21 protein-coding genes are annotated in these 23,961 nt (G+C 63.9%); 8 read left to right on the plus strand and 13 right to left on the minus strand.

Annotated elements, in window-relative coordinates:
* Positions 1–105: 105 nt before the first annotated feature.
* The 3 genes from ACP7BV_RS00365 to ACP7BV_RS00375 all read right to left on the minus strand — a co-directional run bounded on the left by ACP7BV_RS00365 (position 106) and on the right by ACP7BV_RS00375 (position 4,837).
* Complete coding sequence (locus tag ACP7BV_RS00365; RefSeq protein ID WP_426100342.1) at positions 106–702, minus strand: glycine-rich domain-containing protein; 597 nt, start codon at positions 700–702, stop codon at positions 106–108.
* Between the two features lie 278 nt (positions 703–980).
* Positions 981–2,819 (minus strand): CHASE domain-containing protein, encoded by a 1,839-nt coding sequence (locus ACP7BV_RS00370; protein ID WP_426100344.1) that lies wholly within the window; start codon positions 2,817–2,819, stop codon positions 981–983.
* A gap of 257 nt (positions 2,820–3,076) precedes the next feature.
* Positions 3,077–4,837 carry a glutamine--tRNA ligase/YqeY domain fusion protein gene (locus ACP7BV_RS00375; protein ID WP_426100346.1) on the minus strand — a complete coding sequence of 587 codons (1,761 nt, stop codon included), beginning with the start codon at positions 4,835–4,837 and terminating at the stop codon, positions 3,077–3,079.
* A 181-nt stretch (positions 4,838–5,018) separates the two neighbouring features.
* Between ACP7BV_RS00375 and ACP7BV_RS00380 the strand changes: the two genes are divergently transcribed.
* From ACP7BV_RS00380 to ACP7BV_RS00395, 4 genes are read left to right on the plus strand one after another with little or no spacing between them, the layout of a single operon-like run.
* Positions 5,019–5,309 (plus strand): DnaJ domain-containing protein, encoded by a 291-nt coding sequence (locus ACP7BV_RS00380; RefSeq protein WP_426100348.1) that lies wholly within the window; start codon positions 5,019–5,021, stop codon positions 5,307–5,309.
* Between the two features lie 58 nt (positions 5,310–5,367).
* The gene (locus tag ACP7BV_RS00385; protein WP_426100350.1) at positions 5,368–5,874 is read left to right on the plus strand and encodes a hypothetical protein; all 507 of its coding nucleotides are present in this window, start codon (positions 5,368–5,370) and stop codon (positions 5,872–5,874) included.
* A complete protein-coding gene (locus tag ACP7BV_RS00390) occupies positions 5,875–6,678 on the plus strand; it encodes a hypothetical protein (protein ID WP_426100352.1) in 804 nt (267 codons plus the stop codon).
* On the plus strand, positions 6,678–7,577 hold the full coding sequence (locus ACP7BV_RS00395; protein ID WP_426100354.1) for a hypothetical protein: 900 nt from the start codon (positions 6,678–6,680) through the stop codon (positions 7,575–7,577). Before ACP7BV_RS00390 ends, ACP7BV_RS00395 begins: the two co-directional genes overlap by 1 nt.
* Positions 7,578–7,745: 168 nt before the next feature.
* On the opposite strand, the gene ACP7BV_RS00400 is transcribed toward ACP7BV_RS00395, so the two are convergent.
* Positions 7,746–8,639: a LysR substrate-binding domain-containing protein gene (locus ACP7BV_RS00400; RefSeq protein ID WP_426100356.1), complete on the minus strand. Its 894-nt coding sequence runs from the start codon at positions 8,637–8,639 to the stop codon at positions 7,746–7,748.
* A 101-nt stretch (positions 8,640–8,740) separates the two neighbouring features.
* On the opposite strand from ACP7BV_RS00400, the gene ACP7BV_RS00405 reads away from it, so the two are divergent.
* Positions 8,741–9,931: an MFS transporter gene (locus tag ACP7BV_RS00405; protein WP_426100358.1), complete on the plus strand. Its 1,191-nt coding sequence runs from the start codon at positions 8,741–8,743 to the stop codon at positions 9,929–9,931.
* Between the two features lie 65 nt (positions 9,932–9,996).
* A complete protein-coding gene (locus ACP7BV_RS00410) occupies positions 9,997–12,867 on the plus strand; it encodes an ATP-binding protein (protein ID WP_426100360.1) in 2,871 nt (956 codons plus the stop codon).
* Here ACP7BV_RS00410 and ACP7BV_RS00415 read toward each other — a convergent pair.
* The 7 genes from ACP7BV_RS00415 to ACP7BV_RS00445 form a co-directional block, all read right to left on the minus strand.
* Positions 12,864–13,298: a DoxX family protein gene (locus ACP7BV_RS00415; RefSeq protein ID WP_426100362.1), complete on the minus strand. Its 435-nt coding sequence runs from the start codon at positions 13,296–13,298 to the stop codon at positions 12,864–12,866. The genes ACP7BV_RS00410 and ACP7BV_RS00415 overlap by 4 nt on opposite strands.
* 66 nt (positions 13,299–13,364) lie before the next feature.
* Complete coding sequence (locus ACP7BV_RS00420) at positions 13,365–14,609, minus strand: CaiB/BaiF CoA transferase family protein (RefSeq protein ID WP_426100364.1); 1,245 nt, start codon at positions 14,607–14,609, stop codon at positions 13,365–13,367.
* A gap of 34 nt (positions 14,610–14,643) precedes the next feature.
* Entirely contained in the window at positions 14,644–15,015 is a 372-nt protein-coding gene (speD, locus tag ACP7BV_RS00425) for an adenosylmethionine decarboxylase (protein ID WP_426100366.1), read from the minus strand.
* Positions 15,012–15,185: a hypothetical protein gene (locus ACP7BV_RS00430; RefSeq protein ID WP_426100368.1), complete on the minus strand. Its 174-nt coding sequence runs from the start codon at positions 15,183–15,185 to the stop codon at positions 15,012–15,014. Before ACP7BV_RS00430 ends, speD begins: the two co-directional genes overlap by 4 nt.
* Complete coding sequence (locus ACP7BV_RS00435) at positions 15,182–16,642, minus strand: DUF4178 domain-containing protein (RefSeq protein ID WP_426100370.1); 1,461 nt, start codon at positions 16,640–16,642, stop codon at positions 15,182–15,184. Before ACP7BV_RS00435 ends, ACP7BV_RS00430 begins: the two co-directional genes overlap by 4 nt.
* Positions 16,643–16,652: 10 nt before the next feature.
* Positions 16,653–17,681, minus strand: a complete 1,029-nt coding sequence (locus ACP7BV_RS00440) for an SPFH domain-containing protein (protein WP_426100372.1) — start codon at positions 17,679–17,681, stop codon at positions 16,653–16,655.
* A 53-nt stretch (positions 17,682–17,734) separates the two neighbouring features.
* The gene (locus tag ACP7BV_RS00445; RefSeq protein ID WP_426100374.1) at positions 17,735–18,121 is read right to left on the minus strand and encodes a DUF350 domain-containing protein; all 387 of its coding nucleotides are present in this window, start codon (positions 18,119–18,121) and stop codon (positions 17,735–17,737) included.
* 66 nt (positions 18,122–18,187) lie between these two features.
* Here ACP7BV_RS00445 and ACP7BV_RS00450 point away from each other — a divergent pair, with 66 nt between their 5' ends.
* Both ACP7BV_RS00450 and ACP7BV_RS00455 read left to right on the plus strand, forming a co-directional pair.
* Positions 18,188–19,699 carry a polyamine aminopropyltransferase gene (locus ACP7BV_RS00450; RefSeq protein WP_426100376.1) on the plus strand — a complete coding sequence of 504 codons (1,512 nt, stop codon included), beginning with the start codon at positions 18,188–18,190 and terminating at the stop codon, positions 19,697–19,699.
* On the plus strand, positions 19,699–21,306 hold the full coding sequence (locus tag ACP7BV_RS00455; RefSeq protein ID WP_426100378.1) for an NAD(P)-binding protein: 1,608 nt from the start codon (positions 19,699–19,701) through the stop codon (positions 21,304–21,306). Before ACP7BV_RS00450 ends, ACP7BV_RS00455 begins: the two co-directional genes overlap by 1 nt.
* Before the next feature lie 66 nt (positions 21,307–21,372).
* Here ACP7BV_RS00455 and ACP7BV_RS00460 read toward each other — a convergent pair whose 3' ends face one another.
* Entirely contained in the window at positions 21,373–22,155 is a 783-nt protein-coding gene (locus ACP7BV_RS00460) for a substrate-binding periplasmic protein (protein WP_426100380.1), read from the minus strand.
* Between the two features lie 12 nt (positions 22,156–22,167).
* The gene (locus tag ACP7BV_RS00465; protein WP_426100382.1) at positions 22,168–23,925 is read right to left on the minus strand and encodes a cation:proton antiporter; all 1,758 of its coding nucleotides are present in this window, start codon (positions 23,923–23,925) and stop codon (positions 22,168–22,170) included.
* Positions 23,926–23,961 lie beyond the last annotated feature (36 nt).

The following is a 23,961-nucleotide window of genomic DNA, read 5'->3' on the forward strand; positions in this document are numbered from 1 at the left end:
GCCTGCGCCTTAGTTGCTCCGTGCCCCGCCAGGGCTGGCGGGGCGCGCCTGCGGCGTATGGGCAAGGCGCCCATAGTCGCCGTCCTTGTTCAGGCGCTTCCCGCGTCAGGCAAAGGTCCGAGCGGCGACGGCCGGTACTGGCCGCCGCATCCGGGGCGTGTCGCCGATCGCCGTTTTAGCGTTCGCCGGCTTGGCGTGCATCATGCAAAAGGGGTGGCAACGGGCGATGCACACGCCTGCTTGTGCGCTCGCATTTTTCGCGGCCCCCCGGGAGGGGGCGCCATCGGCCGTTGCGCCGGCGCTCTGGTCGAGGCAATAGGCTTCAGGCCGGATATAAGCTTCGCCGAAGGTCGCTTCATACAATTGCTGCATGCGCTCGCCGGGCGACACCACATCGGCTGCGCTCCCTTCATCGCCGTACGGGTTGTGGTGCATGAAGCAGCCGAAAACATCATCGCAATCGGCTGCGTACTTTTGCGTATCGAGAATGTGGTAGTGCCAGAAGGTATCGACGGCTTTCGTCGGCGAGGCTGCTTCATTGGGGAAAGCATGCATCAGGTGAAGAAAACGCCGATATTCAACATCCATGGCCTCGACCTTGGCCCTGCTCCATCCTTCGCCATGCTCGGCGTCCATCAGCTTGTTCTTGATTGGCTCCAGATTCAAGGCGGCAATAGCGTTCATTACGTTATTCGTTTTCATGATCGTTCCTCTTTATAGAGTGTGGTTTTGGTTTGATGACATCCCTAGTTTTACCGATGAAGCGGCGTTCCCGTCGATCCTCCTTTCTTGTCCCAGTCGAAAATCACTTTCCTATTTACATTGATTTTCGTTACTTGATGAAGATGTTGCTCCGGTGCGCCGTTGCTAACTTGAGTTTCGTCAACAATTATTTGGGTTAAATCCGAGCCCTTCAAGCAGCCGCTGACACGTTTCCCGACCCATCGCGCTGCGTCTGTTTAGGACAGGGCTGCAGCGTGTCAGACAAGTTCCGCTTGCTGCCCGGCGGCGTCGGCGCCGCTGTGCGTTGCATCAGGCGCGCCGTCACCATGAAGCGGCACCGAGACGCACACTGTGGTGCCTTCGCCGTCGGTGCTGCTGATCAAAAATGCCCCGCCCAGGATGCTGATGCGCTCTTCGATGCCCACCAGGCCGAACGAGCCTGCCTTGCCGCGCTCGCGCTCGCCCAGCCCGATGCCGTTGTCGATCACCGTCATGGTCAGTTCCTGACCTGTCGAGGTCAGTTCGACCCGCACGCTGGTGGCGTGCGCGTGGCGCACGATATTGCTCAGCGATTCTTGCAAGATGCGGAAAAACGCGGTGGCGGCATGGTCGCCCAGCGTGATTTCCTTCGGTTCGGCAACCAGTTCGCACGCGATGCCCGTGCGGCGTCGGAACTCGGCGATCTGCCACTCGACGGCGGCCGACAGACCAAGGTCGAGCACATTCGGGCGCAGGTCGTTGATGATCTGGCGCACGCTCTTGATGGTCGTGTCAATCTGCGACAGGGTCGAGCGGGCGCGCGCATGCAGGCGCGGGTGGCGGTCGCGCGTGCGCGTGGCCAGCATGTCGGCCTCGATGCGCAGCGCCAGCAGGTTCTGTCCCAGGTCATCGTGAATTTCGCGGGCGATGCGTTTGCGCTCGCCTTCCTTGATCTGGTCGGCATGGGCCGCCAGCCGGCGCAGGTTGTGGTGCGACTGTTCCAGCTTGGTCTGGCTTTCGCGCAGTTCGCGCGTCATGCCCTTGGCCATCTTGATGGCGCGCCGGCGCGACGACGTCAGTGCATGAAACAGCGCGTACAGCAGCATCGAGCTGACAAAACCGGCCAGCATCGCCAGCCACGGCAGGAATTCCTCGAACCCCGTGTGCAAATCGCGCGCATCAACGCTGAACGTGGCATCCCACCGGCGCCCGTGAAAGTTGATCGGCAAGGTATTGCTGAAGCGGTCGGAAAAAAATCCATGCGAGGTGCTCGTGCCGCGCAGCGTATCGAGCAACACGCGCCCGCGCTTTTTATCGAGGCCAGGGTCGTTGTCCACCAGCGTCATGCGCACATGCCTGACCGGCATTTCATCGATGACGCCCGAGACCAGCGTATCGACCGAAAAAGCGATGCCAACGGCGCCCACGAAGGCCACGCGCCGCGCGTGCACGGTGTCGGTCGGCGCGTTAGGCATGTAGATCGGCAAGCGCATCGCCAGGACGGTGCGTTGCGGTCCGGACGGAATGGGAATCGGCATTCCCGAGGCGATCAAGTGGCCGCCTTCGCGCAAGCGGGTCTGGTTTTCCGCCTGCAGGGGGTTGGCCAGCAAATCGAAGCCCAGCACCTTGATGCCCGGCTTGACAGGTTCGAAGACGGTAATCACGCTGTATTCGGGGCGCCTGCCCGGCGGATGGATCTCGAGCAGCGTGTTGCCTTCCTGTTCCAGCGCCAACTCAGCGTTCAGCCGTTTTTCGAAGACCGCGCGATTCTCGTCCTTGACGGACTCGGCGAAACTGATCACCTCGACGGCGGGAAAGTTGTGCGGCAAATCCAGGCCGCTGACGTAACCGCGAAACTGGCGGCGCGACAAGGGATAGCTGGTCTGGAAGATGCTTGCCGTGCCGCGCAACACGTCGGTATAGGATTTGATGCGCGCCACGATGATGTTGCGGGCGTTTTGCGCGTGCGCCGAAAAGCGCATGCGCGAATCCGCCTCGATTGAACTGGCGGTCAGTACATACATCGCCAGTCCCACCCCGATCGACAGCGGCAGCCCGATCCACAGCGCAGGGCGCTTGCTCGACAGTGCTTTGGCAGATGTCTGTAGGGTTCGCATTGTTTGTTGCAATCCTTCCGATAGCCGCAAACGGCGATGCATGGTTTGATCTAAGTTAACCGATAGTCATGCCATGGCGTACCTATCGGTTTTAATAGGTTTTTGAAAAAATGGATTGATTCGGATCAATGCGCTGCGCCGCTGCGTGCGCCGCGGCGCGATTGTGAGGGCGAAATGTCGCACTAAGGCGACGGGGCAGCAGGATTTTCGACGGGCGAGCAGGAGTATTCTTACGTCCGTTTCGCCTAGGAATATTCTTATTTTGCCCAGCTGTCTTTCAGCGTGGTGACCCGGTTGAACACGGGCTTGCCCGGTGCCGAGTCGACCATGTCGGCCACGAAGTAGCCGTGGCGCTCGAACTGGAAACGCTCGCCGGGCAGGGCGGCGCTCATGCCCGGCTCGAGCCAGGCGCTGACCACTTCCAGCGCGTTGGGATTGAGCAGCGTCTTGAAGTCCTTGCCGCCGGCATCCGGGTTCGCTTCCGTAAACAAACGGTCGTACAGGCGCACCTCGGCTTCCAGCGCGGTAGCAGCGCTGACCCAGTGGATGTTGCCCTTGACCTTGTAGCTGTTCGAGCCTTCGGTGCCCGACTTGCTGTCTTCAAAATAATTGACGTGCACCGCCGCGACACTGCCGTCGGCGGCCAGGTCGACACCGGTGCACTCGACAACGTAACCGTGGCGCAGGCGCACCCGGCTGCCCGGCGCCTCGCCAATCGGCGGAAAGAAGCGGAAATAGCCCTTGGACGGCACTTGCATGAAGTCATCCTGCTCGATCCACAATTCACGCGTGATCGGAAAGGTGCGCAGGCCGCGCTCGGGAAAGTGCGGGTGCACGGGCGACGTACACGCGACCGACTTGCCTTCGGGGAAATTGTCGATGATCAGCTTGAGCGGACGCAGCACGGCGGTGGCGCGCGGCGCCTTCGGATCGAGGTCGTCGCGCAGGCTGCCTTCGAGCGTGCTCATGTCGATCCAGCCGTCCGCCTTCGATACGCCAATGCGCTCGCAAAACAGCTGGATCGATTCGGGCGTGTAGCCGCGCCGGCGCAGGCCGACCAGGGTGGGCATGCGCGGGTCGTCCCAGCCGGCAACGATGCCTTCCTCGACCAGTTGGCGCAGCTTGCGCTTGCTCATCACGACATAGGTCAGGTTCAGGCGCGAAAACTCATACTGGCGCGGCACCGGCTGGGCGAAAAAGCCGCCTTCGGCCAAGGTGGCCAGCAGCCAGTCGTAAAACGGGCGATGGTCGGCAAATTCGAGCGTGCACACCGAATGGGTGATGTGCTCGAGCGCATCGGAAATCGGGTGGGTAAAGTCGTACATCGGGTAGATGCACCAGGTGTCGCCCGTGCGGTGGTGGTGCGCATGGCGGATGCGGTAAATGGCCGGGTCGCGCAGGTTCATGTTGGGCGCGGTCATGGCATCTTCGCTGACCTTGGCGCGCACGATGTGTTCGCCATCCTTGTACTTGCCGGCCTTCATGTCGCGAAACAGGGCCAGCGATTCGTCGGCCGGGCGGTTGCGAAACGGCGAGTTGGTGCCGGGCGTGCCGAAGTTGCCGCGGTTTTTGGCCATGTCGTCGGCGCTCTGGCTGTCGACATAGGCGTGACCCGAAGAAATCAGGTATTCGGCCATCAGGTACAGTTGCTCAAAATAATCGCTGGCGTAATGCAAGTGTTCCTGGCCGCCGTGTTCATAGCTGAAGCCGAGCCACTTGACGCTTTCGATGATGGTGTCGACGTACTCGGTGTCTTCCTTTTCGGGATTGGTATCGTCAAAGCGCAGGTGGCAGCGGCCGTTGAAATCGCGCGCGAGGCCGAAATTTACGCAGATCGACTTGGCGTGGCCGATGTGCAGGTAGCCGTTGGGCTCGGGCGGAAAGCGCGTAATGACGCTTGGCAAACCGGCGCGGGCATGGGTGCCGTCCGCTAGATCGTGCTCGACGATGGCGCGCAAGAAATTCGAGGTCGGCGCACTTGCCGTCGCCGCTGCAGCTTTATTTTTGTCGTTGCTCATGGGAGATTGCTTCGAAATGTTCAGGTCGCAGCATTTTACCGTACCCGGGCGTCCCCCACTTTGCGAATCTGCCAGCACCCCACATCTCCCCCGGGGAGCGCGCGGCTGGTGAAGCACCTGCCCGGCAAGTCGCTTTCTATAGGATAATCCTGCTTTAGCAGTAGTCACAGGGAGTTTCTACGTGGAAAATTTATACAATGTCCTCGGCGTGGCGCCCAATGCAAGCGATGACGAGATTAAGAAGGTCTACCGGTCGCTGGCGATGCGCTACCATCCCGACCGCAACGACGCGCCGGGCGCCGAGGTGCGCTTCAAGAGCATCACCAAGGCCTACGAAATCCTGTCCGACCGCGCCCGGCGCGATGAATACAACCAGAGCGTCAACCACCGCATCATTCTCGATGCCGAGGCCGAAGCCTTCGAGCTGTGGCGCTCGCTGTTTCATCTGAACGGCGTGACCTTGCCGGCGTGACTTTGCCGGCGTCAGCGGCGCCGAATGCGTACCATGCTCTACCAACAGGACCAATAATATGAGAAAAGTACATCCCGAATTCGCCTACCAGTCGCGCGAGCTTGGCGGCCAGATCGACGGCATTTTGGGCGACCCGCCAAACCGCAAGAACTACGCCATGATGCTCGCCGCGCTGGTGGGCGAGTACGCAGGCGGGGGCGGCATTGAAGACGTCAACATGATGAGCTTTGCGCTGGTCGATCACATCACTTTCAGCGATTCCAAGGGCTTGCTCAAGGAAGCGGTCGAATACGACGGCGGCGAGCCGTCCAAGGTGTTTGCCATGGCCGCCTGCGAAGGCGAGGCCGAGGCGATGTACGCGGCGATCCAGGAAAGCCATCCCGATCTCGCGCGCCAGGCGATCATCACCGCTTTCCTGTTCAAGAATCCCCGCCTGTGGGACGACGACGACCAGTCGCTCGACCAGCTGTCGGATAACGATGACGGCGACGACGACCGCGACAACGACGGCGGCGACGGCAGCGTCTCCGACGACTTCGCGCAGATGTTCGACCAGGAGGACTAAATGAGCGACCCTGTGAGCGAAGCTGTTGACAACAGCGCCAATCTGCCCGCCTTGCGCAAGCAGGTGAGCGAACTGGTATTGGCCGGTTCCCTGCACCATGCTGAACAAGCGTTTTCCGACGCCGTCGAGCAGCACGGCGACCTGGTCGTGGCCGAAGTGATCGCCTCGCTCGCCCCGCAGGTCACCGCGCTGCACCTGTCCGGCTTTGACGGCGGCAAGACCTCGCTCGCCACGCTGCTGGTGCCGCCCAGGGCCTGGGCCGACAGCCTGGCCTTTTTCGCCGCCACCTGGTCGGACGACATGATCGAGGACGACCCGGAGCGCGTGGCCGAAACGCTGTTCTCGCACGTGCATGGGATCGTGTTTTCAACCGATGAACCGGAGCGGCGCCACGAGCTGCTGGCCGAGGCGTCCGCGTCCGACCATGGCGCGACCGTGTTCGCGATCCTGTTCTCGATGGCCCCGAAAGAGATCCTCGAGGTGGCCGGCGAAATCCTGGCCAAGGGCCCCTACATCACTGGCCAGACTTCGTCCGACAGCGACATCGTGCCGCTGGCAATCGAACTGGCCAAGGCCAGCGAAGACGGCTGGGACCGCGCGCTGTTCGAGCTGTTCCCCGACTTTCGCCACAGCGGCGACCTGGCCGACGCCGAATTTTCGGACGACCCGGACGAAGAGCCGGCATTCCTGCAGCGCTCGACCAAGGAACTGCTGTACCGCTTGCGCAAGCAGGTGCCGTCCTCGCGCAGCAATGTGCCCAAGCGCGGCGCGCGCAAGAGCATCGGAACGGGTATCTTTTCGTGATGATGGATGCGCAAACACCACAGTCGGCACTGCCCGCGCTGGTCGCCGAAAATCTGCCGCGCCTGGTGCGGGCGATTCGCTGCCTGGCCGGGCACGACGACGAGGACGATCGCGTGATCCTGGCCGACGAACTGGCCGGCATCACCGCAATGGTGGCCGAAAAGTTCACCAACGATAAAACGGCAGAAGGCATACAGCGCGCTTTTTTTCTGACCGTGGGCTGCGTCTCGCTCGGTCTTGATCACGAGCTGGCGCACGAAGGCGATGAGGCCGCGCTCGCGTTCCTGATCGAGCACGGCGCCGAGCATGCGTTCCAGGCCGGCTTTCGCCTGGTGCGCGAGCTGTCGGCCTTGCCCGAGGACGCGTTGGTCGGCGAGTACGACCAGGACCCGGTCTACCTGCAGCGGCGCCTGAAGGAACTGTTCGTCGACGTGTGCAGCGCCGACCCGAGCCAGAACTGGTCGGGCTACGAAAAATATGAGTTGCTGCATGGGCAGCGCAAGAGCGTGCAGGCGATCGTGCGCGCGGCCGGCTGGCTGCGCCGCCATCACTGGGCCGGGCCGATCAACGATCCGGATTTGAATGCCGAGGGCGTGATCGCCGTGGCCATCATATCGGCGATCGAAGGCGGCGGGCGCATCATGGCGCGTTCGAGCCAGAAGGAGTTCGAGCGCATGGTCAAGTCGGTGCGCAAGAACAAGCCCGATTTCGACGAGGGCTGGGCGGCCCTGATGGTGCAGGTGCCGGCGCAGCACCAGGCAGTGCTCGCTGAGCGGATCGAAAACTACCGCACCCATTGCACCGTGATCCAGAAGGTACGCACACGCACGGCGATGAAGACGCTGTTCGCCGAATTCGAGAACTACGCGGGCTCGGAACTCGAAGCCGATTACGGCTGACCCGGCATCGGCCTCGCGCACGCCGCTCGCGCGCAAAGGGGCGAGCGCGGTAGGTCGAATAAGCGTCGCGTAATCCGGCATGCGTCAACGCGAAGGATGCCGGAAGGGGCCCGCCAAGGCCTGGCGCTTGCCCGGCCTACGCTCCTTACTGCAGCAACGATGTGCTGCTTACTGCGCCGCCGCAGCCTGTGCCAGCGCCACGAACGCGTCCACCAGCGGCGAGCGCTCATCGTCGCGTCGCGCCAGCAACAGCTGCGTGCTGGCGCCCTCGTCGGCAATCTGGCGGTAGCACACGCCGTCCATCCGGATCCGGTCGAAAGACGCCGGCAGCACCGATACCCCGCAGCCCGCCGCTACCAGCCCGATGATGGTCGACGCTTCGCCCGCCACCTGCCCGATGCGCGGCACGAAGCCGGCCTCGCGGCACAGCCTGAAAATCTGCGGATAGATGCCGGTGCCCGCGTTGGCTGGATACATCACAAAGCTTTGTTCCTTCAGCTGCGCCATGTGAATCGACTTTTGACGGGCCAGCGCCATGGCCCTGGGCAGCACCACCACCAGCCGGTCGTCGCGCAGGGCCGACAGCGCAATGCCTTCAGCGTCGGCATCCTCGGGCGGACGCACGAAGGAGAGGTCGAGCCGGCGCTGGCGCAGCGCCTCAAGCTGGCCCTGGGTGGCCATCTCGTGCAGCGTCAGGCTCACGGCCGGGAACTGCTGGCGGTAGCGGTTGATCACGGTGGCGAACAGGGGCGTGAGCGGGGTCGAAAACGTGAACCCGATGCGCAGTTCGCCCGCTTCGCCACGCTGGGCGCGGCGCGCCGTCTGCGCTGCCTGCTCGGACAGCTCCAGGATGCGGCGCGCGTCATCCAGAAACAGCCTGCCCGCCTCGGTCATGCGCACCGAGCGCTTGGTGCGCTCGAACAGCAGCGCGCCCACGTCGGCCTCGAGCATCTGGATCGCATGGCTAAGGGGCGGCTGGCCGATGTGCAGGCGCTTGGCCGCACGCGTGAAATGCAGCTCTTCGGCGACCGCGATGAAGTACCGCAGGTGACGCAGTTCCATTGTTTATCTTTTAAATGTATGAAAAGTGGCTTAAATATATATTGGACAGTATGAATGCGCAATCCTAAGATGGTCTTTCAAGCAGCCCACCAGGATCGACCATGTCCAGTCCCGCCTTCAATCGCATCAACTACGCCATGCTGTGCTGCGGTTTTTCCGCCTTTGCGCTGCTCTATTGCGTGCAGCCGCTGATGCCTGAAATGGCGCGCCAGTTCACCGTGACGCCCGCGCAGAGCAGCTGGCCGCTGTCGGTCACCACCATCGCGATGGCGCTGTCACTGCTGGCCAGCGGCGCGCTGTCGGACCGGATCGGGCGCAAGCGCTTGATGACGTGCGCCCTGGCCGCTGCCGCCGTGCTGGCGCTGTTGTGCGCTTGGGCGCACAGCTTTGTCCAGCTGCTGGCGTTGCGGGCCTTGCTGGGCATTGCCCTTGGCGGCGTGCCGGCCGTGGCCATGGCCTACCTGAACGACGAAATCGCGCCCGCCAAACTGGGGCATGCGATGGGCATGTATATCGCCGGCACGGCCCTTGGCGGTACCGTGGGCCGCGTCCTGGCCGCCATCGTTACCGACCTGGCTTCGTGGCGCTGGGCGCTGGGGTTGATGGGTGTGATGGGGCTGTACGCTGCCTGGGAGTTCCGGCGCAGCCTGCCGGACCAGTGCCGCTTCGTCGCCGCCCGGCCGGGTGTGCGCGCCGTTGCGCGCGGCGCCGCCACTCACCTGCAGGACGGCGGCCTGCGCGCACTGTACCTGCTCGCCTTTTTGGTGATGGGCGTGTTTGTCAGCCTGTACAACTATGTCAGCTTTCGCCTGCTCGGCGCACCCTTCTCGCTGGGGCAGACGGTCGTGGGCATGTGTTCGCTGCTGTACCTCTCCGGCATGTTCAGCGCGGTCTGGGCGGGCCGCCTGGCCGACCGCATCGGCAGGCGCAATGTGCTGTGGGCGGTGACGGCGGCCATGCTGGCAGGGTTGCTGCTCACGTTGTCAAACACCTTGAGCATCATCGTGATCGGCATGGCACTGTTGACGGCCAGTTTTTTTGCGGTCCACTCGGTGGCCAGCAGCTGGGTGGCGCGGCGCGCGCGCGGCGCGCGGGCCATGGCGTCGGCGCTGTACCTGTTTTTCTATTACGTGGGCGCCGCCCTCATCGGTTCGCTGTCCGGCGCCATGTGGAGCGCGCACGGATGGAACGGCGTGGTCGCCCTGCTGGCGCTGGCCTTGTCCGGCGCGCTGGCAATCGGACTGCGCCTGCGCTCGCTGGTGCCGTTGGGTATCGCCCCGGTGTGTGTATAGAGGGGAGGTGAACGCTCGGTCATTGATAACTTTGCTATTATTCAATCTTTTGACGGCGAAAAGAAATGACCTCTAGCACATACACAATTGACGAGGCAAAGCGCCTCGCGGTGTTGGACGGATATAGCATACTCGACACGCCGGCAGAGAAAGCGTTTGATGATATCGTCAAGTTGCTCAGTGAATTGCTCAACGCCCCGATTGCCGCAGTCAATTTGATCGCCGAAGGGCGCCAATGGTTCAAGGCCGAAGTGGGACTGCATACCCGCGAAATGCCGCTTGAAAACTCGATCTGCAGGTTTGCCCTGCTACAAGAAGATCGGATGATCATTCCAGACCTGGCGCAAGACGCACGCATGTGCGGCAACGTACTCGTCACCGGGGCGCCGGGCCTGCGCTTTTATGCCGGCGCTGTGCTCAAGACGGCAGCGGGGGTGCCCCTGGGTACCTTGTGCGTACTCGACGTCAATCCAAGGCCGTCCGGATTGAGCGCGCGCGAATGCTTTATTCTTGAGACGTTCGCCGAGCAGATCATGGCCAGGATGGAACTGAAGAAGGCGCTGGCCGAGCAACAGCAGCTGTTGGCTCGGCAGCAAATCATTCTGGACGAGTTAAAGCTTGAGCGTGATCAAAGTCAGCAATTGTTGGAGGGAATGGACGAAGGCTTCATTTTTCTCGACCAAGCGTTCCGGGTGCGCCAGATCAATCCGGGCGGTTTGCGTTTCGAAACGCGCACTGCCGACCAGATACTGGGACGCTCGCACTGGGACATATGGCCCGGGTCGGAAGACCTGCCGTTGGCGCAGCATTACAAAAAGGCCATGCGTGAGCGGCAAAAAGTCGCCTTTGAAAATCATTATGTATATCCCGACGGGCGCAACTTCTGGGTCGAAGTGCGCGCGTTTCCCGCCAACGATGGCCTTGCCGTGTTTTACCGCGACGTCACAGCCAGAAAAATGGCCGAGATCGCGCTACGCGAAACGGCTGACAGGCTGGAATTTTCGCTGCAAGCGGCCCAGATCGGCGACTGGGACTTGAATCTGGCCGATGACACGGCGTACCGATCGCTGCGCCATGACCAGTGCTTCGGCTACACTGCGCCGATTGCGCACTGGGGTTTCGCCACGTTCATTGAGCATGTGCACCCGGACGACCGCACGTTTGTGTCGGAACAGTTCGCCAACGCCCTGCGCGAACTGAAGGATTGGAATTTCGAGTGCCGCGTCACCTGGCCCGATCAGACAAGCCACTGGATCGCTGCTCACGGCAGCGTTTACGGGCGCGATGCCACTCCCACACGGATGAGCGGCATCGTGTTTGAAATCACGAGCCGCAAGCACGCTGAAGAAACGTTACGCGAGAGCCAGCGGCTGGCCCTGATAGTGGCGCGCAGTGCCGAAAACGAGCGCCGCCGCCTCGATGCGCTGCTCGAGGCCGTGCCGGTCGGAATCATTGTCGCCAACGCCGCAGGCTCGCTGGTGCAGGTCAATGCGGAAAACCGCCGCTTGTGGGGCAATCATCCCATGTCGGCCGACATCGATGCTTACGTGGAATGGAAAGGCTGGTGGGCCGATGGTTCGCATCGGCACGGCCAAGCGCTGCAGCCGAGCGACTGGGCGATGACGCGCGCGCTCGCCGGCGAGGCCGCGCCGCGCCAGATTATTGAAATTGAGCCTTTCGACCAGCCGGGGCAGCGCCGGGTGGTGCTCAATTCCGGTGCGCCTATCCGCGGCGACGATGGCGAGATTGTGGGCGCCATCGTGGCCCAGATGGATGTCACCGATCGCATCCGGGCCGAGGAAGCGCTGCGCCAAGCGGACCAGAAAAAAGATGAGTTTCTCGCCATGCTCGCCCATGAATTGCGCAATCCCCTGGCGCCGATCACGTCGGCCGCCGCAATCCTGGCTGCCCGTAATATTGATGCGATTACCGTCCGCCGCGCCAGTACGATCATTGCGCGCCAGGCGAAGCACATGACCAGCCTGATCGACGATTTGCTCGACGTCTCACGCGTCACGCGCGGAAAAGTCGAACTGGAGCACGCCCAGCTCGACGCCAAAGATGTCATTGCCGACGCCATCGAGCAGGTCAGGCCGCTGATTGAAAAGCATCATCATCGACTCGGCGTCCACCTGTCGCCAGACCCGTCGATCCTGGTGGGAGACCGCAAGCGGCTGGTCCAGGTCATGACCAACTTGCTCAGCAATGCTGCCAAGTACACACCCAATGGTGGCAACATCGACATTGCGCTCGAGTGCGGGGCCGACACGCTGACGATCACGGTGCGCGACGACGGCATCGGGATGACGGCCGAACTGATTGGCAGCGCCTTCGAACTTTTTTCGCAAGGTACGCGCGGTCTCGATCGCAGCCAGGGCGGGCTGGGCATCGGTCTGGCACTCGTAAAAAGCCTTGTCCATCTGCACAACGGCACAGTGAGCGCGCGCAGCGATGGCGCCGACAAAGGCAGCGTGCTGGAAGTAAAACTGCCAAGGTCGAATCTGGCGATGCCGGCTTTGGATACTGCACGCTACGATGAAGCGCGGCCTATGCCGGCGCTACGCATCGCCATCGTTGACGATAACGAAGACGCCGCCACGACCCTGGCCTTGTTTTTGCAATCGTTCGGCCATGAAGTATGTACGGTCCTCAGCGCCACCGATGCGATCGCGCGCTTTCCCTCGTTCAGGCCGGACGTCTGCCTGCTCGACATCGGTTTGCCCGAAATGAATGGATTTGACCTGGCGCGCGCGCTCCGAAGCGCTTTGACGACGGCGGGAACTGTGCTGATCGCTGTCACTGGCTACGCGCAAGAACGTGATCGGCAGGAGGCGCTCGCTGCTGGTTTCGACGATCTGTTCGCCAAACCGGTGGATCTGGCCGCGCTCAATACCACGCTGATGCACATCGCCCATCTGCGGGCCCGGACCCACTAGGCGGCCAGCGTCGGGCGCCGATCACGCCAGGTGCTCCACACGATGAGCGCCAGCAGCACGACCTGTATTGGCAAGCGCAGCCACAGCGCCCAGAGTGGGACGTTGAACAGCTCTGGCCGCTGCAACATGTAGATGTGCGCTGGCGTGACGGCCAGGGTCAGCAGGAAAAGGCCAACGCCTGCCGATCTGCGCGTGCGGCGCAGCACAATGCCGGCCGCGCCCAGCAACTCGAAGACGCCGCTGATCAAGACCGCCGCCTGCGGCCAGGGAATATAAGGCGGGACGATGCGGGCCTCGGTAGCGCTCGCCACAAAATGCATGATGCCCCCGATAAAAAACCACAGGAATACAAAGGTCAGGCCTGCCAACTGGCCGCTGGAAACTGCACGCGTGGTCCATGCCTGTTGCAGGCTTTGCAGCGCGATCTTCATGGCAGCTTGATCTTCATGGGAGCACGATCTTCATTGCAGCACGATCTTCATGGCAGTCGGGTCTGCTTACAGCACGCCGTTGGCGCGCAGCGCGGCAATTTGTTCCACGCTGCGTCCCAGGACCTCGCGCAGCACTTCATCGGTGTGCTGACCCAGCATCGGCGGCGGCAGCGTCGCCTCGGCCGGCGTGGCCGACATGCGCATGGGACTGCGCACCAGCTTGACCTTGCCGGCCGCCGGATGGTCCATCTCGAAGGCCACGCCGCGCGCCTTGACTTGCGGGTTGTCGAACACTTCGCCGATGTCGTTGATCGGGCCGCACGGCACGCCCACCACTTCCAGGTCCGCGATCCACTGCGCGCGCGTGCGCGTCTTGACCATCTGGGCCAGCAGCGGCACCAGCACGTCGCGGTGCTGCACGCGCAGCGGGTTGGTGGCAAAGCGCGCGTCCGCGCCCAGGTCGGCCCGGCCACCTGCCTCGACGAACTTCTGGTATTGGCCGTCGTTGCCGGTGGCGACAATAAGATGGCCGTCGGCGCAGGCAAAGGTCTGGTAGGGCACGATGTTGGCGTGCGCATTGCCCCAGCGCTTGGGCGCCTTGCCGCTGTTAAGGTAGTTGCTGCCCATGTTGGCCAGCATCGCAACCTGGGTGTCGAGCAGCGCCATGTCGATCTGCTGGCCTTCGCCGGTGCGGTCGCGATGGGTGAGGGCGGCCAGCACGGCCACGGTGGCGTACATGCCGGTCATCAGGTCGGTCAGCGCCACGCCCGCTTTTTGCGGTCCGCCGCCGGGCAAATCATCGCGTTCGCCGGTCACCGACATCAGCCCGCCCATGCCCTGGATCAGAAAGTCGTAACCGGCGCGGTGCGCGTACGGGCCGTCCTGCCCAAAGCCGGTCACGGAGCAATAGACCAGGTCCGGCTTGATGGCCCTGAGCGAGTCGTAATCCAGGCCATAGCGCTTGAGCTGCCCGACCTTGTAGTTTTCCAGGACCACGTCCGCATGCAGCGCCAGCTCGCGGATCAGCGCCTGGCCTTCAGCGCTCGCAATGTCGACCGTGACGGAGCGCTTGCCGCGATTGGCTGCGAGATAATAGGCCGCTTCCGTGGTGTCGTTGCCGTCGGCGTCTTTGGCGTACGGCGGGCCCCAGGCGCGCGTGTCGTCGCCCACGCCGGGCCGCTCGATCTTGATGACGTCCGCGCCCAGGTCGGCCAGGTTCTGGGAACACCAGGGGCCCGCCAGCACGCGCGACAAATCGAGTACGCGGATGTGGCCGAGCGCCTTGGGCATGGCTTGCAAAGCTGGTGTCATGGTGAGCGTGTCTGGGTAGTTGAACAGGCAGCAATTATAGCGGGAGTGCTCCGCCGCGGGCGATCGTCTGGACGATGATTGAAGCCGGTGTGAAGGCCGCTTCCATCACGTCGAGCGCCAGCTTTGGCTGGGCCGAGCCGCACATGAATATGTCGGCGGCCGCGAAACCGAATTCGGGCCAGGTGTGGATCGAAATGTGCGATTCGGCCAGCAGCAGCACGCCCGTCACGCCCATCGCTTCGCCAAAGCTGTGGAAGTGGCTGTGCAGGATGCGCGCGCCGGCGGCATCGGCGCCCGCGCGCAGCAGGGCGTCGATATGGGCGCAGTCGGTCAGGCGGTCCCGGGCCACGCCGTAGAAATCGGCCAGCAGGTGGGTGCCGGCGGGCCGGTGCGCCGGATGCGTCATTTGTGCCTGCCCCCGCCGCCCCAGCTGCCGCCGCTGCTACCGCTGCTGCCCGAGCTCCAGCTGCTGCCGCCGCGGCTGGACGAGGAAAAGGAGTTGCTCATGCTGCTCCAGTTGATCAAGGTAGTAACGATGGTGACCAGGATTGAATAGACAAAGTACTTTTTGTTCATGTATCGTCACCGTCGTTCTTGAAAAATGGGGCCGGGATAAACAGGGCAAACAAGGCAAGCAGCAGCACGGTGAAGGTCCCGCCAAAATTGGCCAGCAGCGGAATCGCGTTCAAGCCCAGGATCCACCAGACGAATTTCATCTGGGTGCTGTAATTCGATGCCGCCTGCTGCTTTGGCGCGGCGGACACGCCCTTGGCCGACTTGCCGAACCACGCCAGCACCTGGTCGTTGGCCACCGGCGTCGAGCGCGACCAGGTCAGCTCCTCGGCGCTCAGTTCGGCCGACAGCGTAGCCTGGCTCTTCTTGAATTCATACACGCGCGTCTTGTCGCCGGCCGTCACGCGCCAGTTAAAGGCGCCCGCGGCGTAGCGCACCGTCGCTTCGTAGTCAACCAGTTTTTCGTAGCGATCCTGTCCGAGCGTGGCGCTGCTTGCGGCCGGTGTATTCCAGGCCGGCCAGTCGCCCAGCACCTGCGCGCGCGACCAGCCTTCGTCGGTTTCCACCAGCCAGAAAAAGCCACCCTTGGTCCCGTACAGCAGGTACTCGGTCCATGTGGCGCCTTCGTCGTCGGCGCGCACCATGGCCCCGATCACGGTGTACTGCTCGCCGGAGATGCTGGCCGTGGCGCCCAGTTCCAGCGATGAAATCACGGCCTCGACCTGGGCCCCGGCGGCCAGCACGCGCGCTTCGGGTCCGGCGGCGTCGAGCTGCGCCGAACAGGCCGGGCACACCAAACTGGTGGTCACGCCCGGCAGGTAGCTGATCGCGCTGCCGCACGATGGGCAGTCAAGCGCATCAAGCTTGCCGCGATAGCGCCCGGCGCTGGCCTTGATTTCTTCATCGCTGCGCAGCAGCTGGCATGTGAGTTCAGGCAGCGTGACGGCCTTGCCGTTGTAGACGACCGGGACCGCGCCGTCCGTGTAGTCGAGCGTGATGAACGCCGCGCCGCAGCGCAGATCGGCGGCGCGAATGCGCCAGCCGTCGCCCACCCGGAACGGCAGCTCGCCCTGGCCGCCGATGCATTCGCCTTCGCGCTTGTCGGCGGCGGTGAAATGCTCGCTGCCGATCGGATACAGATTACCCGGCACGATCTCGTCGAAGCTGGGCAAGGGACCGCTCGCTGGGCGCGCCGTGGTGATGGTGTACTGGCCGGAGGCGTCGCCCAGCCAGGCTGCGCTAGCGTCGTCGTACAGCAGGTACCATTCGTTCCACATGCCCTGGGCATAGCGCAGCTGGATGCGCCCGACCACGGTAAAACCGCGGCCCGCGTAGCTGCCGGCGGTGCCGATCTGGATCGGCGAGTAGTCTTCCAGCACGGCCGACAGCTTGCCCACATCCTTGACTGCATCGCCATCCTTGAGGATGGATGCGCGGCAGAATTCGCACACCGCCATGACGGCGGCGTGCGACTTGAATTGAACGGGCGCGCCGCAGCTCGGGCAGGAAACTGTCTGCATGGGGCGCCGGTCAGCCGATCAGTTTCTTGAGCAGCTCCGCCTTGGTGCTGTCGTAATCGGCAGCCGAGATCAGCCCCTTGTCGAGCATGCCCTTGAGCTTGGTGAGGCGGTCTTCGATCGACACTTCGGCCGGCGCTGCCGGGGCCGACGGAACTGCCGGCTGCGCCGCGCCGCTCATGCCCTGCGCCATGGCTTGCCCAAGCATGGCGCCTGCGCCCAGCCCGGCGCCGATGCCGGCCAGCCCGCCTTCGTTCTGCGCGGCCAGCGGAATGCTGCTGGCAACCTGGAACTTGGTGAAGCCGCCCATCTTGTCGGCCGACAGGCCGCCCTTCATGCCGGCCGAAATGCGCTCGTCAAGCGCGGCTTGCAGCTCTTCGGGCAGGCTGACGCTGGCGACGTTGAATTCATCCAGACCAATGCCGTAGCGGGCAAAGGCGGTGGCCAGGTCGCCCTTGACCTGCTGCGCCATCAAGGCCTGGTTGGCCGCCATGTCGAGGAAGGCGACATTTGCCCCGCCCAGCGACGAGGCCATGCTCGACATCAGGATGCCGCGCAGCTGCTCTTCGACGTCGTCGCGCGAGTAGACTTCGCGCGTGCCGCTGATCTCGGTGAAAAACTTGCGCGCGTCGGCCACCCGGTACGAGAACATGCCAAAGGCGCGCACCCGGATCATGTCGAAGTCCTTGTCGCGGATCGTGATTGGCTGCGGCGTGCCCCATTTGCGCCCGGTCTGCACGCGCGTGCTGAAGTAATACACGTCTGACTTGAACGGCGAATCGAAGAACTTGTCCCAGTTGCGCAGGTTGGTCATCACCGGCAGCGTTTGCGTGGTCAACTTGTGGGTGCCCGGACCGAACACGTCGGCGATCGTGCCTTCGTTGACGAACACGGCGACCTGCGACTCGCGCACGTTGAGGATGGCGCCGTTCTGAATTTCAAAGTCCTGCATCGGAAAGCGCCAGGCGAGTACGCCCTCGCTCTCCTCGTTCCACTGCAAGACGTCGATAAACTGCTTTTTGATGAATGAGCCAAGTGACATGAGAGTCTCCTGTAAGAGATGCGAATATCTGGGGGGGGGATGTGAAAACTGCGTCAGGAAATGGAGCCGGCGTTGATCAAGCCGATCGACACCGAGATGGCGCCGAGCAGGCCGCCGAAGGCCGCGTTGTCGGCCTCGATCTGGTCTTTCGACATCTTGAGCAGGCGCGTGGTGACATGGAACACCAGCACCTGGATCAGCATGGCGCCGCCGGCCCAGCCAAGAAAATTGTAGTAGTCAGGCGTGTGCAGCAGGGCCGACGAAATCGGCAAGGCAAAGCCGATCAGCGTGCCGCCCAGCGACAGGGCCGCCGCGTGGTTGCCGCCGCGGATCAGCATGACTTCGTCGTAGGGCGTTAAGCGCGTGTAGATGACAAAAAACACCATCACCATGGCGACTGCCGTTGCGAGGTGGAGCAGATAGTTTAGGATGGCGGGCACGCGGCACTCCCCAAGTAGAATAGACAAAATGATAGCACCACGGAATCTTAGAGCAAAAGACCATCGATGACCAAACGAATTCTCATTCTTTCCGTGTTCGTGGTCGCCTCGTGCGGGCTGGCGTACGAGCTGATCGCCGGGGCGCTGTCGAGCTATCTGCTGGGCGACTCGATCCTGCAATTTTCCACCATCATCGGCTGCTACCTGTTCGCCATGGGCGTCGGCGCGCATTTCTCCAAATACGTGCGCGAGCAAGACGTACTGGCGCGCTTCATCGACATTGAACTGGCGGTCGGCCTGGTGGGCGGCGTGTCGGCGGCGCTGTTGTTCATGACCTTTGCCTGGGCCACGGCGCCGTTTCGCACGCTGCTCTACGTACTGGTGTTCATGATCGGCGCTTTGGTGGGCATGGAAGTGCCGCTCGTGATGCGCGCCCTGAACGCGCGCGACACTGCCTTTAATGACCTGGTCAGCCGCGTGCTGACGTTCGACTATCTGGGCGCGCTGGCGGTGTCGCTGCTGTTCCCGCTGGTGCTCGCGCCCCAGCTCGGACTGGTGCGTACCGGTTTCCTGTTCGGGATGCTCAACGTGGGCGTGGCCATGTGGACGCTGTACGCCTTTCGCCATGAACTGGCCGACACCGGCGCGCGCGTGCTGCGCGCATGCGCCGTGATGGCCGCGCTGGTGGCCGGCTTTGTGGCCTCGGATCGCATGGTGCAGTGGGGCGAGCATGGCCTGTACGGCGACCAGGTAGTGTATTCCACCACGACCCCGTACCAGCGCCTGGTGATCACCAAATGGAAGGACGACACGCGCCTTTTCATCAATGGCAACCTGCAGTTTTCCTCGCGCGACGAATACCGCTACCACGAGGCGCTGGTGCATCCCGCGCTTGAAGCGCTGCCGTGGGCGCGCCGGGTGCTGGTGCTGGGCGGCGGCGACGGCCTGGCCTTGCGCGAGATTTTGCGCTACCCGAACATCACGCACGTCACCCTGGTCGACCTGGACCCGGCCATGACCGCCGCCTTTACCACGCGGGCCGAACTGGTCAAGCTGAACGCGGGTTCGTTCGCCGACAAGCGCGTGACGGTGATCAATGCGGACGCGGCGATCTGGCTGCAGAACACGGACCAGATGTTCGACGCGGCCATCGTCGACTTTCCCGACCCGTCCAGTTTCGCGCTCGGCAAGCTGTATTCGGTGCCGTTCTATGGCATCCTTAAAAAGCACGTGGCCGCCAACGGCCTGGTGGTGGTGCAGTCGACGTCGCCGTTTTTCGCGCCCAACGCTTACTGGACCATCGACGCCACGCTGCGCGAAGTGGGCATGCATACCTGGCCTTACCACGCCTACGTGCCGTCGTTTGGCGAGTGGGGCTTCATCCTGGCCTCGCCCCAGCGGCAATACGCGCCGCCTACAAGCTACCGGCTGCCGATGCGCTTTTTGAACCAAGCGACTACGCGCGAAATGTTTGCCTTCCCGCCCGACATGCAGCCGCGCGCGCTCGAGCCCAACCGCCTGAACACGCAGTCCCTGGTGCACCAGTTCGAGAACGACTGGCGCCAGGTGATCCGCTGATGGACCGGCGTTCGTTTATCGCGCTGGCGGGCGGCGCGGGCGCGGCTGCCGTGACCGGCGCCGGCTTTTACCGCTGGCAGGAGATCACGCCCACGCTGCACTATCCGGGCCGCGCCGAGGGCCACTTCCTGCGCGAGCGCTGCGCGCTGCCGGCACCAACCGAGGTGGTCGACCTTGACGTCGTCATCCTTGGCTCCGGCATGGCGGGCCTGGCCGCCGCCTGGCAGCTGAACAAACTGGGCCACGCAGGCGCGCTGATGATCGACGGCCCGCAACCGTTCGGGAACGCCGCCGGCGCCCGCTTTGGCGACCTGGCGTACCCCACCGGCGCGCATTACCTGCCGCTGCCTTCGCCCGAGATGGCGTACGTGCGCGAGATGCTGTCCGACCTTGGCATCATCACCGGCGACGCCCTGGCTGAAAAGCCCCACTACGACGAACGCCTGCTGCTGCACGGCCCCGAGGAGCGGCTGCTGTACAAGGGCGCGTGGCAGGAAGGGATCATTCCCAGCGCGGGCGTGGCGCCGCACGAACTGGCCGAGCACGCGCGTTTTTTCGCGGAACTGGAACGGCTGCGCCAGTTGCGCGGCGCCGGTGGCGGCCATGTGTTTGCCTTCCCTGCGGTGCGTTCAGCCAGCCATCCGGCGATCGATGCACTGGACCGGATCACGCTGCGCGCCTGGCTGGAGCAAAATGGCTACCGCTCGCCCACGCTGCACTGGTACCTCAATTACTGCTGCCGCGACGACTACGGCACCCGCTACGACAAGGTCTCGGCGTGGGCCGGCCTGCATTATTTTTGCAGCCGGCGCGGGCAGGCCGCCAACGCGGGCAGCGGCGCGTGGCTGACCTGGCCGGGCGGGATGCAGCCGCTGGCCGAGCAACTGGCCGCCGCGTCAAGCATTGCGCGCCGCGCCGGCACCGCAGCTTCGCTCAAGCGCACCGCAAGCGGCGTGGAGGCGCTGTGCTTTACGCTGGACGGCGGCGTGGCGAAGTCGTATCTGGTCCGCGCGCGCAAGGCGATTTGCGCAATGCCGCTGCACGTGGCCGCGCGCGTGGTCGAGAACATCGGCGCCCTGGGCTTTGACGCCAAGCGGCACATGCCGACCTACGCGCCGTGGCTGGTGGCGAATTTCTTGATGAAGGCTTTTCCGGCCGAACTGCCGGCGGCCCCGCTGTCATGGGACAACGTCGTCTACCAGGAGCCGGGGCTGGGCTACGTGGTCTCGACGCATCAGGACATTCGCGCCGCGCCGCCTTCAAAAACCGTGTTCAGCGCCTACGTCGCGCTGTCGGACCGCAGCGCGCTGGAAGCGCGCAAGTGGATGCAGGAAGCGAGCGCGCGCGACCTGGTGGCGCTGGCCAGCGCCGACCTGAAGGCCGCGTACGGCATCAAGTTCGCGCCGTGCGTGGAGCGGGTCGACATTACCCTGCGCGGCCACGCGATGGCGGCGCCGTTGCCGCATTTTCGCAGTAATGCGGGGCTGAAGGCTTTGCGCGAGGCGGACGGCGCGATTGTTTTCGCGCATGCCGATCTGACCGGGTTTTCTGTTTTCGAGGAAGCGGCGTGGTGGGGCTGCGAGGCAGCTCGGCGCGTGCTTGACTAGCTTGTTTGCAGTTACTTGCAGCGTACTTGCAACGTACTGGGACCGTACTTGCACCTGCGCGCAGTTCTATTCGTAGGCCACGCTGGCGCGGCGCCACGCGGCGTCTCCCCTGAGGCGCCGCACGGCGGGCGCCAACACTTCATACAGGCGCTCGTCGCGGTGCTGCACCAGGAAGCGGCGCTCGGTGCCGGGGCCGGGCATCGGGACGATGCGCAGGCGCGCGTTCAGCTTATGGGTGCGCATGAAGTAGCGCGCCATCGATTCGGCGACGATGACGCAGTCGACCCGCTCGAGCAGCAGTTTTTCAATGTTCTTCTCGTCGCTGGCGCCGTCCCTGCGCTGCAGGTGCGCGGAGGCGAACCAGTCGTCCAGGCCAGGGTAGACGTAGCCGGTGGTGACGCCCACGCTGGCGCCGGCGAACGCGCCTGGCTTGCACTGCGTCGGGGCCGTCCGCGGCACCAGCGGGGCTAGCGGCCGGGAAGCAGGCGGCCGGGAATCAAGCGACACCAGGACGAAGCGGTCGGTTGCAAAGGGCGCCGTCCACAGGTATTTTTCCTGCGCGGGGTCGGCCAGCCATTCGGGCATCATGCCAATCACAATGCCGTCGAGCGAGCCTTCCTCGAGCTTGACCTGCAGCCGCCGACGCGGCAGGTAGCGCAAGCTGAAGGTGTAGCCCTCCAGGTGAAGGCTGTTCATGTGACTGACCAGGTCAGGATAGATGCCGCGCCCGTCGCCCAGCATCAGGGGCGCAAAATTGGCGCTGGTGTAGACGTTGACGACTTCCGCGCGCGCCGCTGATCCGAAGAGCAGGCCACACGCCAGCAACATGGTTGTCGCGATCGATCTCATGGCTTCATAATATCACTGGGGGCGGTGACTTTCGCGCGCCAGGCGCGCCAGAAATAGGTCGCGCTCGGCATCGACGATGACGTCCACGCGCGCCGCGTTCAGACCCGTTGCCTCGAGCACGAAGGCTGACAGCTGCAGGCTCGCTTCCAGCGTTTCGGGCACCACGATGGTGGCGCCGGCCTGCTTGAGCGCGCAGGCGTGCTTCTCGTCGCGCGAGCGCGCGTACAGGCGCACTTCGGGAAACTCGCGCCGGATGCCGCGCACCGCGTGCAAGGCCGACGCGGCGTGATCCATCGTCAGCACGATGGCGGTGGCACTGCCGGCGTCCACCCGGCGCAGCAGTTCGGCGCGCGAGGCGTCGCCGAAAAAGACGGGCAGGCCTTCGGCGCGCAGCCGGGCCACCAGGCGCGCATCGTTTTCAAAAGCGACAAAGGCGATGCCCTGTTCGGTCAGCAGCTTGGCCAGCTGGCGGCCGACCCGTCCAAAACCGGCGATGATGATGTGGCCGCGGGCCGAGTCGAGCTGCGCATGGTCGAGCAGCGCGGCCGCGTGCTGTTCGCTGGTCTCCCAGCGCTCGGCGAGCGCGCGTCCGAGCCGCGCCAGCGGCGGCGTGACGAACAGGGACAGGCCCACGGCCAGCATGATCATCTGTCCCAGTGCCGGGTCGATCAATTTGCCGGCGGTGGCGTAGCCGATCACGATAAAGGCGAACTCGCCACCTTGGCCAAGCAGCAGGCCGCCTTCGATCGCGCGGCCCCAGGGCAGGCCGCCCAGCTTGAACAGCAGTGCGACCACGCACGCCTTGATGCCGATCAGGCCAAACACGGTGGCGGCGAGCCACAGCGGTGCGGCGGCGATCTGGCGCACGTCCATGCCCATCCCGACGGTCATGAAGAAAAGGCCCATCAACAGCCCCTTGAAAGGCTCGACCATCAGCTCGACTTCGTGCTTGAACTCCGTTTCGGCCAGCAGCACGCCGGCGATCAGTGCGCCCAGCGCCATCGACAGGCCGGCGGCGGCCGACAGGCCCGCGATGCCCAGCGTGGTCAGGAGGATCAGCGCCATGAAGACGTCGGGCTGGCGGTGGCGGGCAAAGGCGCGAAACAGCGGATGGACCACGCGAGCGCCCACCAGGTAGATCAGGGCGATGGCCAGCGCCGCCTTGCCCATGGCGATGGCAATGAGCGTGCCCAGGCTGGCGCCGCCGCCGCCGCCCAACGCGCCGATCAGGATCAGGAGCGGGACCACGGCCAGGTCTTGCAGCATCAGCACGGAAAAGCTGGCCTGGCCGAGTGGGGTACTGGTGCTGTGCTGCGCCGTCATCAGTTGCATGACGACGGCGGTGGAAGAAAGCGAGAGCACCAGGCCGACGATGACGGCGGTGTCCACGCGCCCGACCATGAACCAGGTGATCGCGCCCAGCAGCAGGGCGCTGACCAGCACCTGCGCGGTGCCGGCGCCGAACACCCAACGCCGCAAGGACCACAGGCGCGCAGCCGACAGTTCGAGGCCGATCATGAACATCAAGAACATGACGCCCAGTTCTGCCAGGGCGACCACGCCTTCGGCGCGCGGGAACGTCAGGTAGCCGAGCCAGCTGATGTCGGCCGCGAACAAGCCCAGGCCAAAGGGCCCGAACGCGGCGCCCACCGCCAAAAATCCCAGCACCTGGTTGATGCGCAGGCGCGCCAGCGTGGGAATCAGGATGCCTGCCAGCGTCAGAAACAGGAGGATTTCCCTTAAAAAGGGGAAGGCATGTTGCTCTTGCACGGACGGTCCTGGTCTGCGGTTGGTGTCGCCGGCATT

The organism is Massilia sp. TSP1-1-2, assembly GCF_049896185.1.
Lineage (GTDB): Bacteria > Pseudomonadota > Gammaproteobacteria > Burkholderiales > Burkholderiaceae_D > Telluria_A.

What these genes read in the sequence shown, in the direction of transcription:
- ACP7BV_RS00365 (WP_426100342.1), bottom strand. Translation starts at nt 702, where the DNA reads ATGAAAACGAATAACGTAATGAACGCTATTGCCGCCTTGAATCTGGAG.
- ACP7BV_RS00400 (WP_426100356.1), bottom strand. Translation starts at nt 8,639, where the DNA reads ATGGAACTGCGTCACCTGCGGTACTTCATCGCGGTCGCCGAAGAGCTG.
- ACP7BV_RS00430 (WP_426100368.1), bottom strand. Translation starts at nt 15,185, where the DNA reads ATGAACAAAAAGTACTTTGTCTATTCAATCCTGGTCACCATCGTTACT.
- ACP7BV_RS00405 (WP_426100358.1), top strand. Translation starts at nt 8,741, where the DNA reads ATGTCCAGTCCCGCCTTCAATCGCATCAACTACGCCATGCTGTGCTGC.
- ACP7BV_RS00395 (WP_426100354.1), top strand. Translation starts at nt 6,678, where the DNA reads ATGATGGATGCGCAAACACCACAGTCGGCACTGCCCGCGCTGGTCGCC.
- ACP7BV_RS00435 (WP_426100370.1), bottom strand. Translation starts at nt 16,642, where the DNA reads ATGCAGACAGTTTCCTGCCCGAGCTGCGGCGCGCCCGTTCAATTCAAG.
- ACP7BV_RS00450 (WP_426100376.1), top strand. Translation starts at nt 18,188, where the DNA reads ATGACCAAACGAATTCTCATTCTTTCCGTGTTCGTGGTCGCCTCGTGC.
- ACP7BV_RS00455 (WP_426100378.1), top strand. Translation starts at nt 19,699, where the DNA reads ATGGACCGGCGTTCGTTTATCGCGCTGGCGGGCGGCGCGGGCGCGGCT.
- ACP7BV_RS00390 (WP_426100352.1), top strand. Translation starts at nt 5,875, where the DNA reads ATGAGCGACCCTGTGAGCGAAGCTGTTGACAACAGCGCCAATCTGCCC.
- ACP7BV_RS00440 (WP_426100372.1), bottom strand. Translation starts at nt 17,681, where the DNA reads ATGTCACTTGGCTCATTCATCAAAAAGCAGTTTATCGACGTCTTGCAG.
- ACP7BV_RS00420 (WP_426100364.1), bottom strand. Translation starts at nt 14,609, where the DNA reads ATGACACCAGCTTTGCAAGCCATGCCCAAGGCGCTCGGCCACATCCGC.
- ACP7BV_RS00410 (WP_426100360.1), top strand. Translation starts at nt 9,997, where the DNA reads ATGACCTCTAGCACATACACAATTGACGAGGCAAAGCGCCTCGCGGTG.
- ACP7BV_RS00370 (WP_426100344.1), bottom strand. Translation starts at nt 2,819, where the DNA reads ATGCGAACCCTACAGACATCTGCCAAAGCACTGTCGAGCAAGCGCCCT.
- ACP7BV_RS00375 (WP_426100346.1), bottom strand. Translation starts at nt 4,837, where the DNA reads ATGAGCAACGACAAAAATAAAGCTGCAGCGGCGACGGCAAGTGCGCCG.
- ACP7BV_RS00385 (WP_426100350.1), top strand. Translation starts at nt 5,368, where the DNA reads ATGAGAAAAGTACATCCCGAATTCGCCTACCAGTCGCGCGAGCTTGGC.
- speD (WP_426100366.1), bottom strand. Translation starts at nt 15,015, where the DNA reads ATGACGCATCCGGCGCACCGGCCCGCCGGCACCCACCTGCTGGCCGAT.
- ACP7BV_RS00460 (WP_426100380.1), bottom strand. Translation starts at nt 22,155, where the DNA reads ATGAGATCGATCGCGACAACCATGTTGCTGGCGTGTGGCCTGCTCTTC.
- ACP7BV_RS00415 (WP_426100362.1), bottom strand. Translation starts at nt 13,298, where the DNA reads ATGAAGATCGCGCTGCAAAGCCTGCAACAGGCATGGACCACGCGTGCA.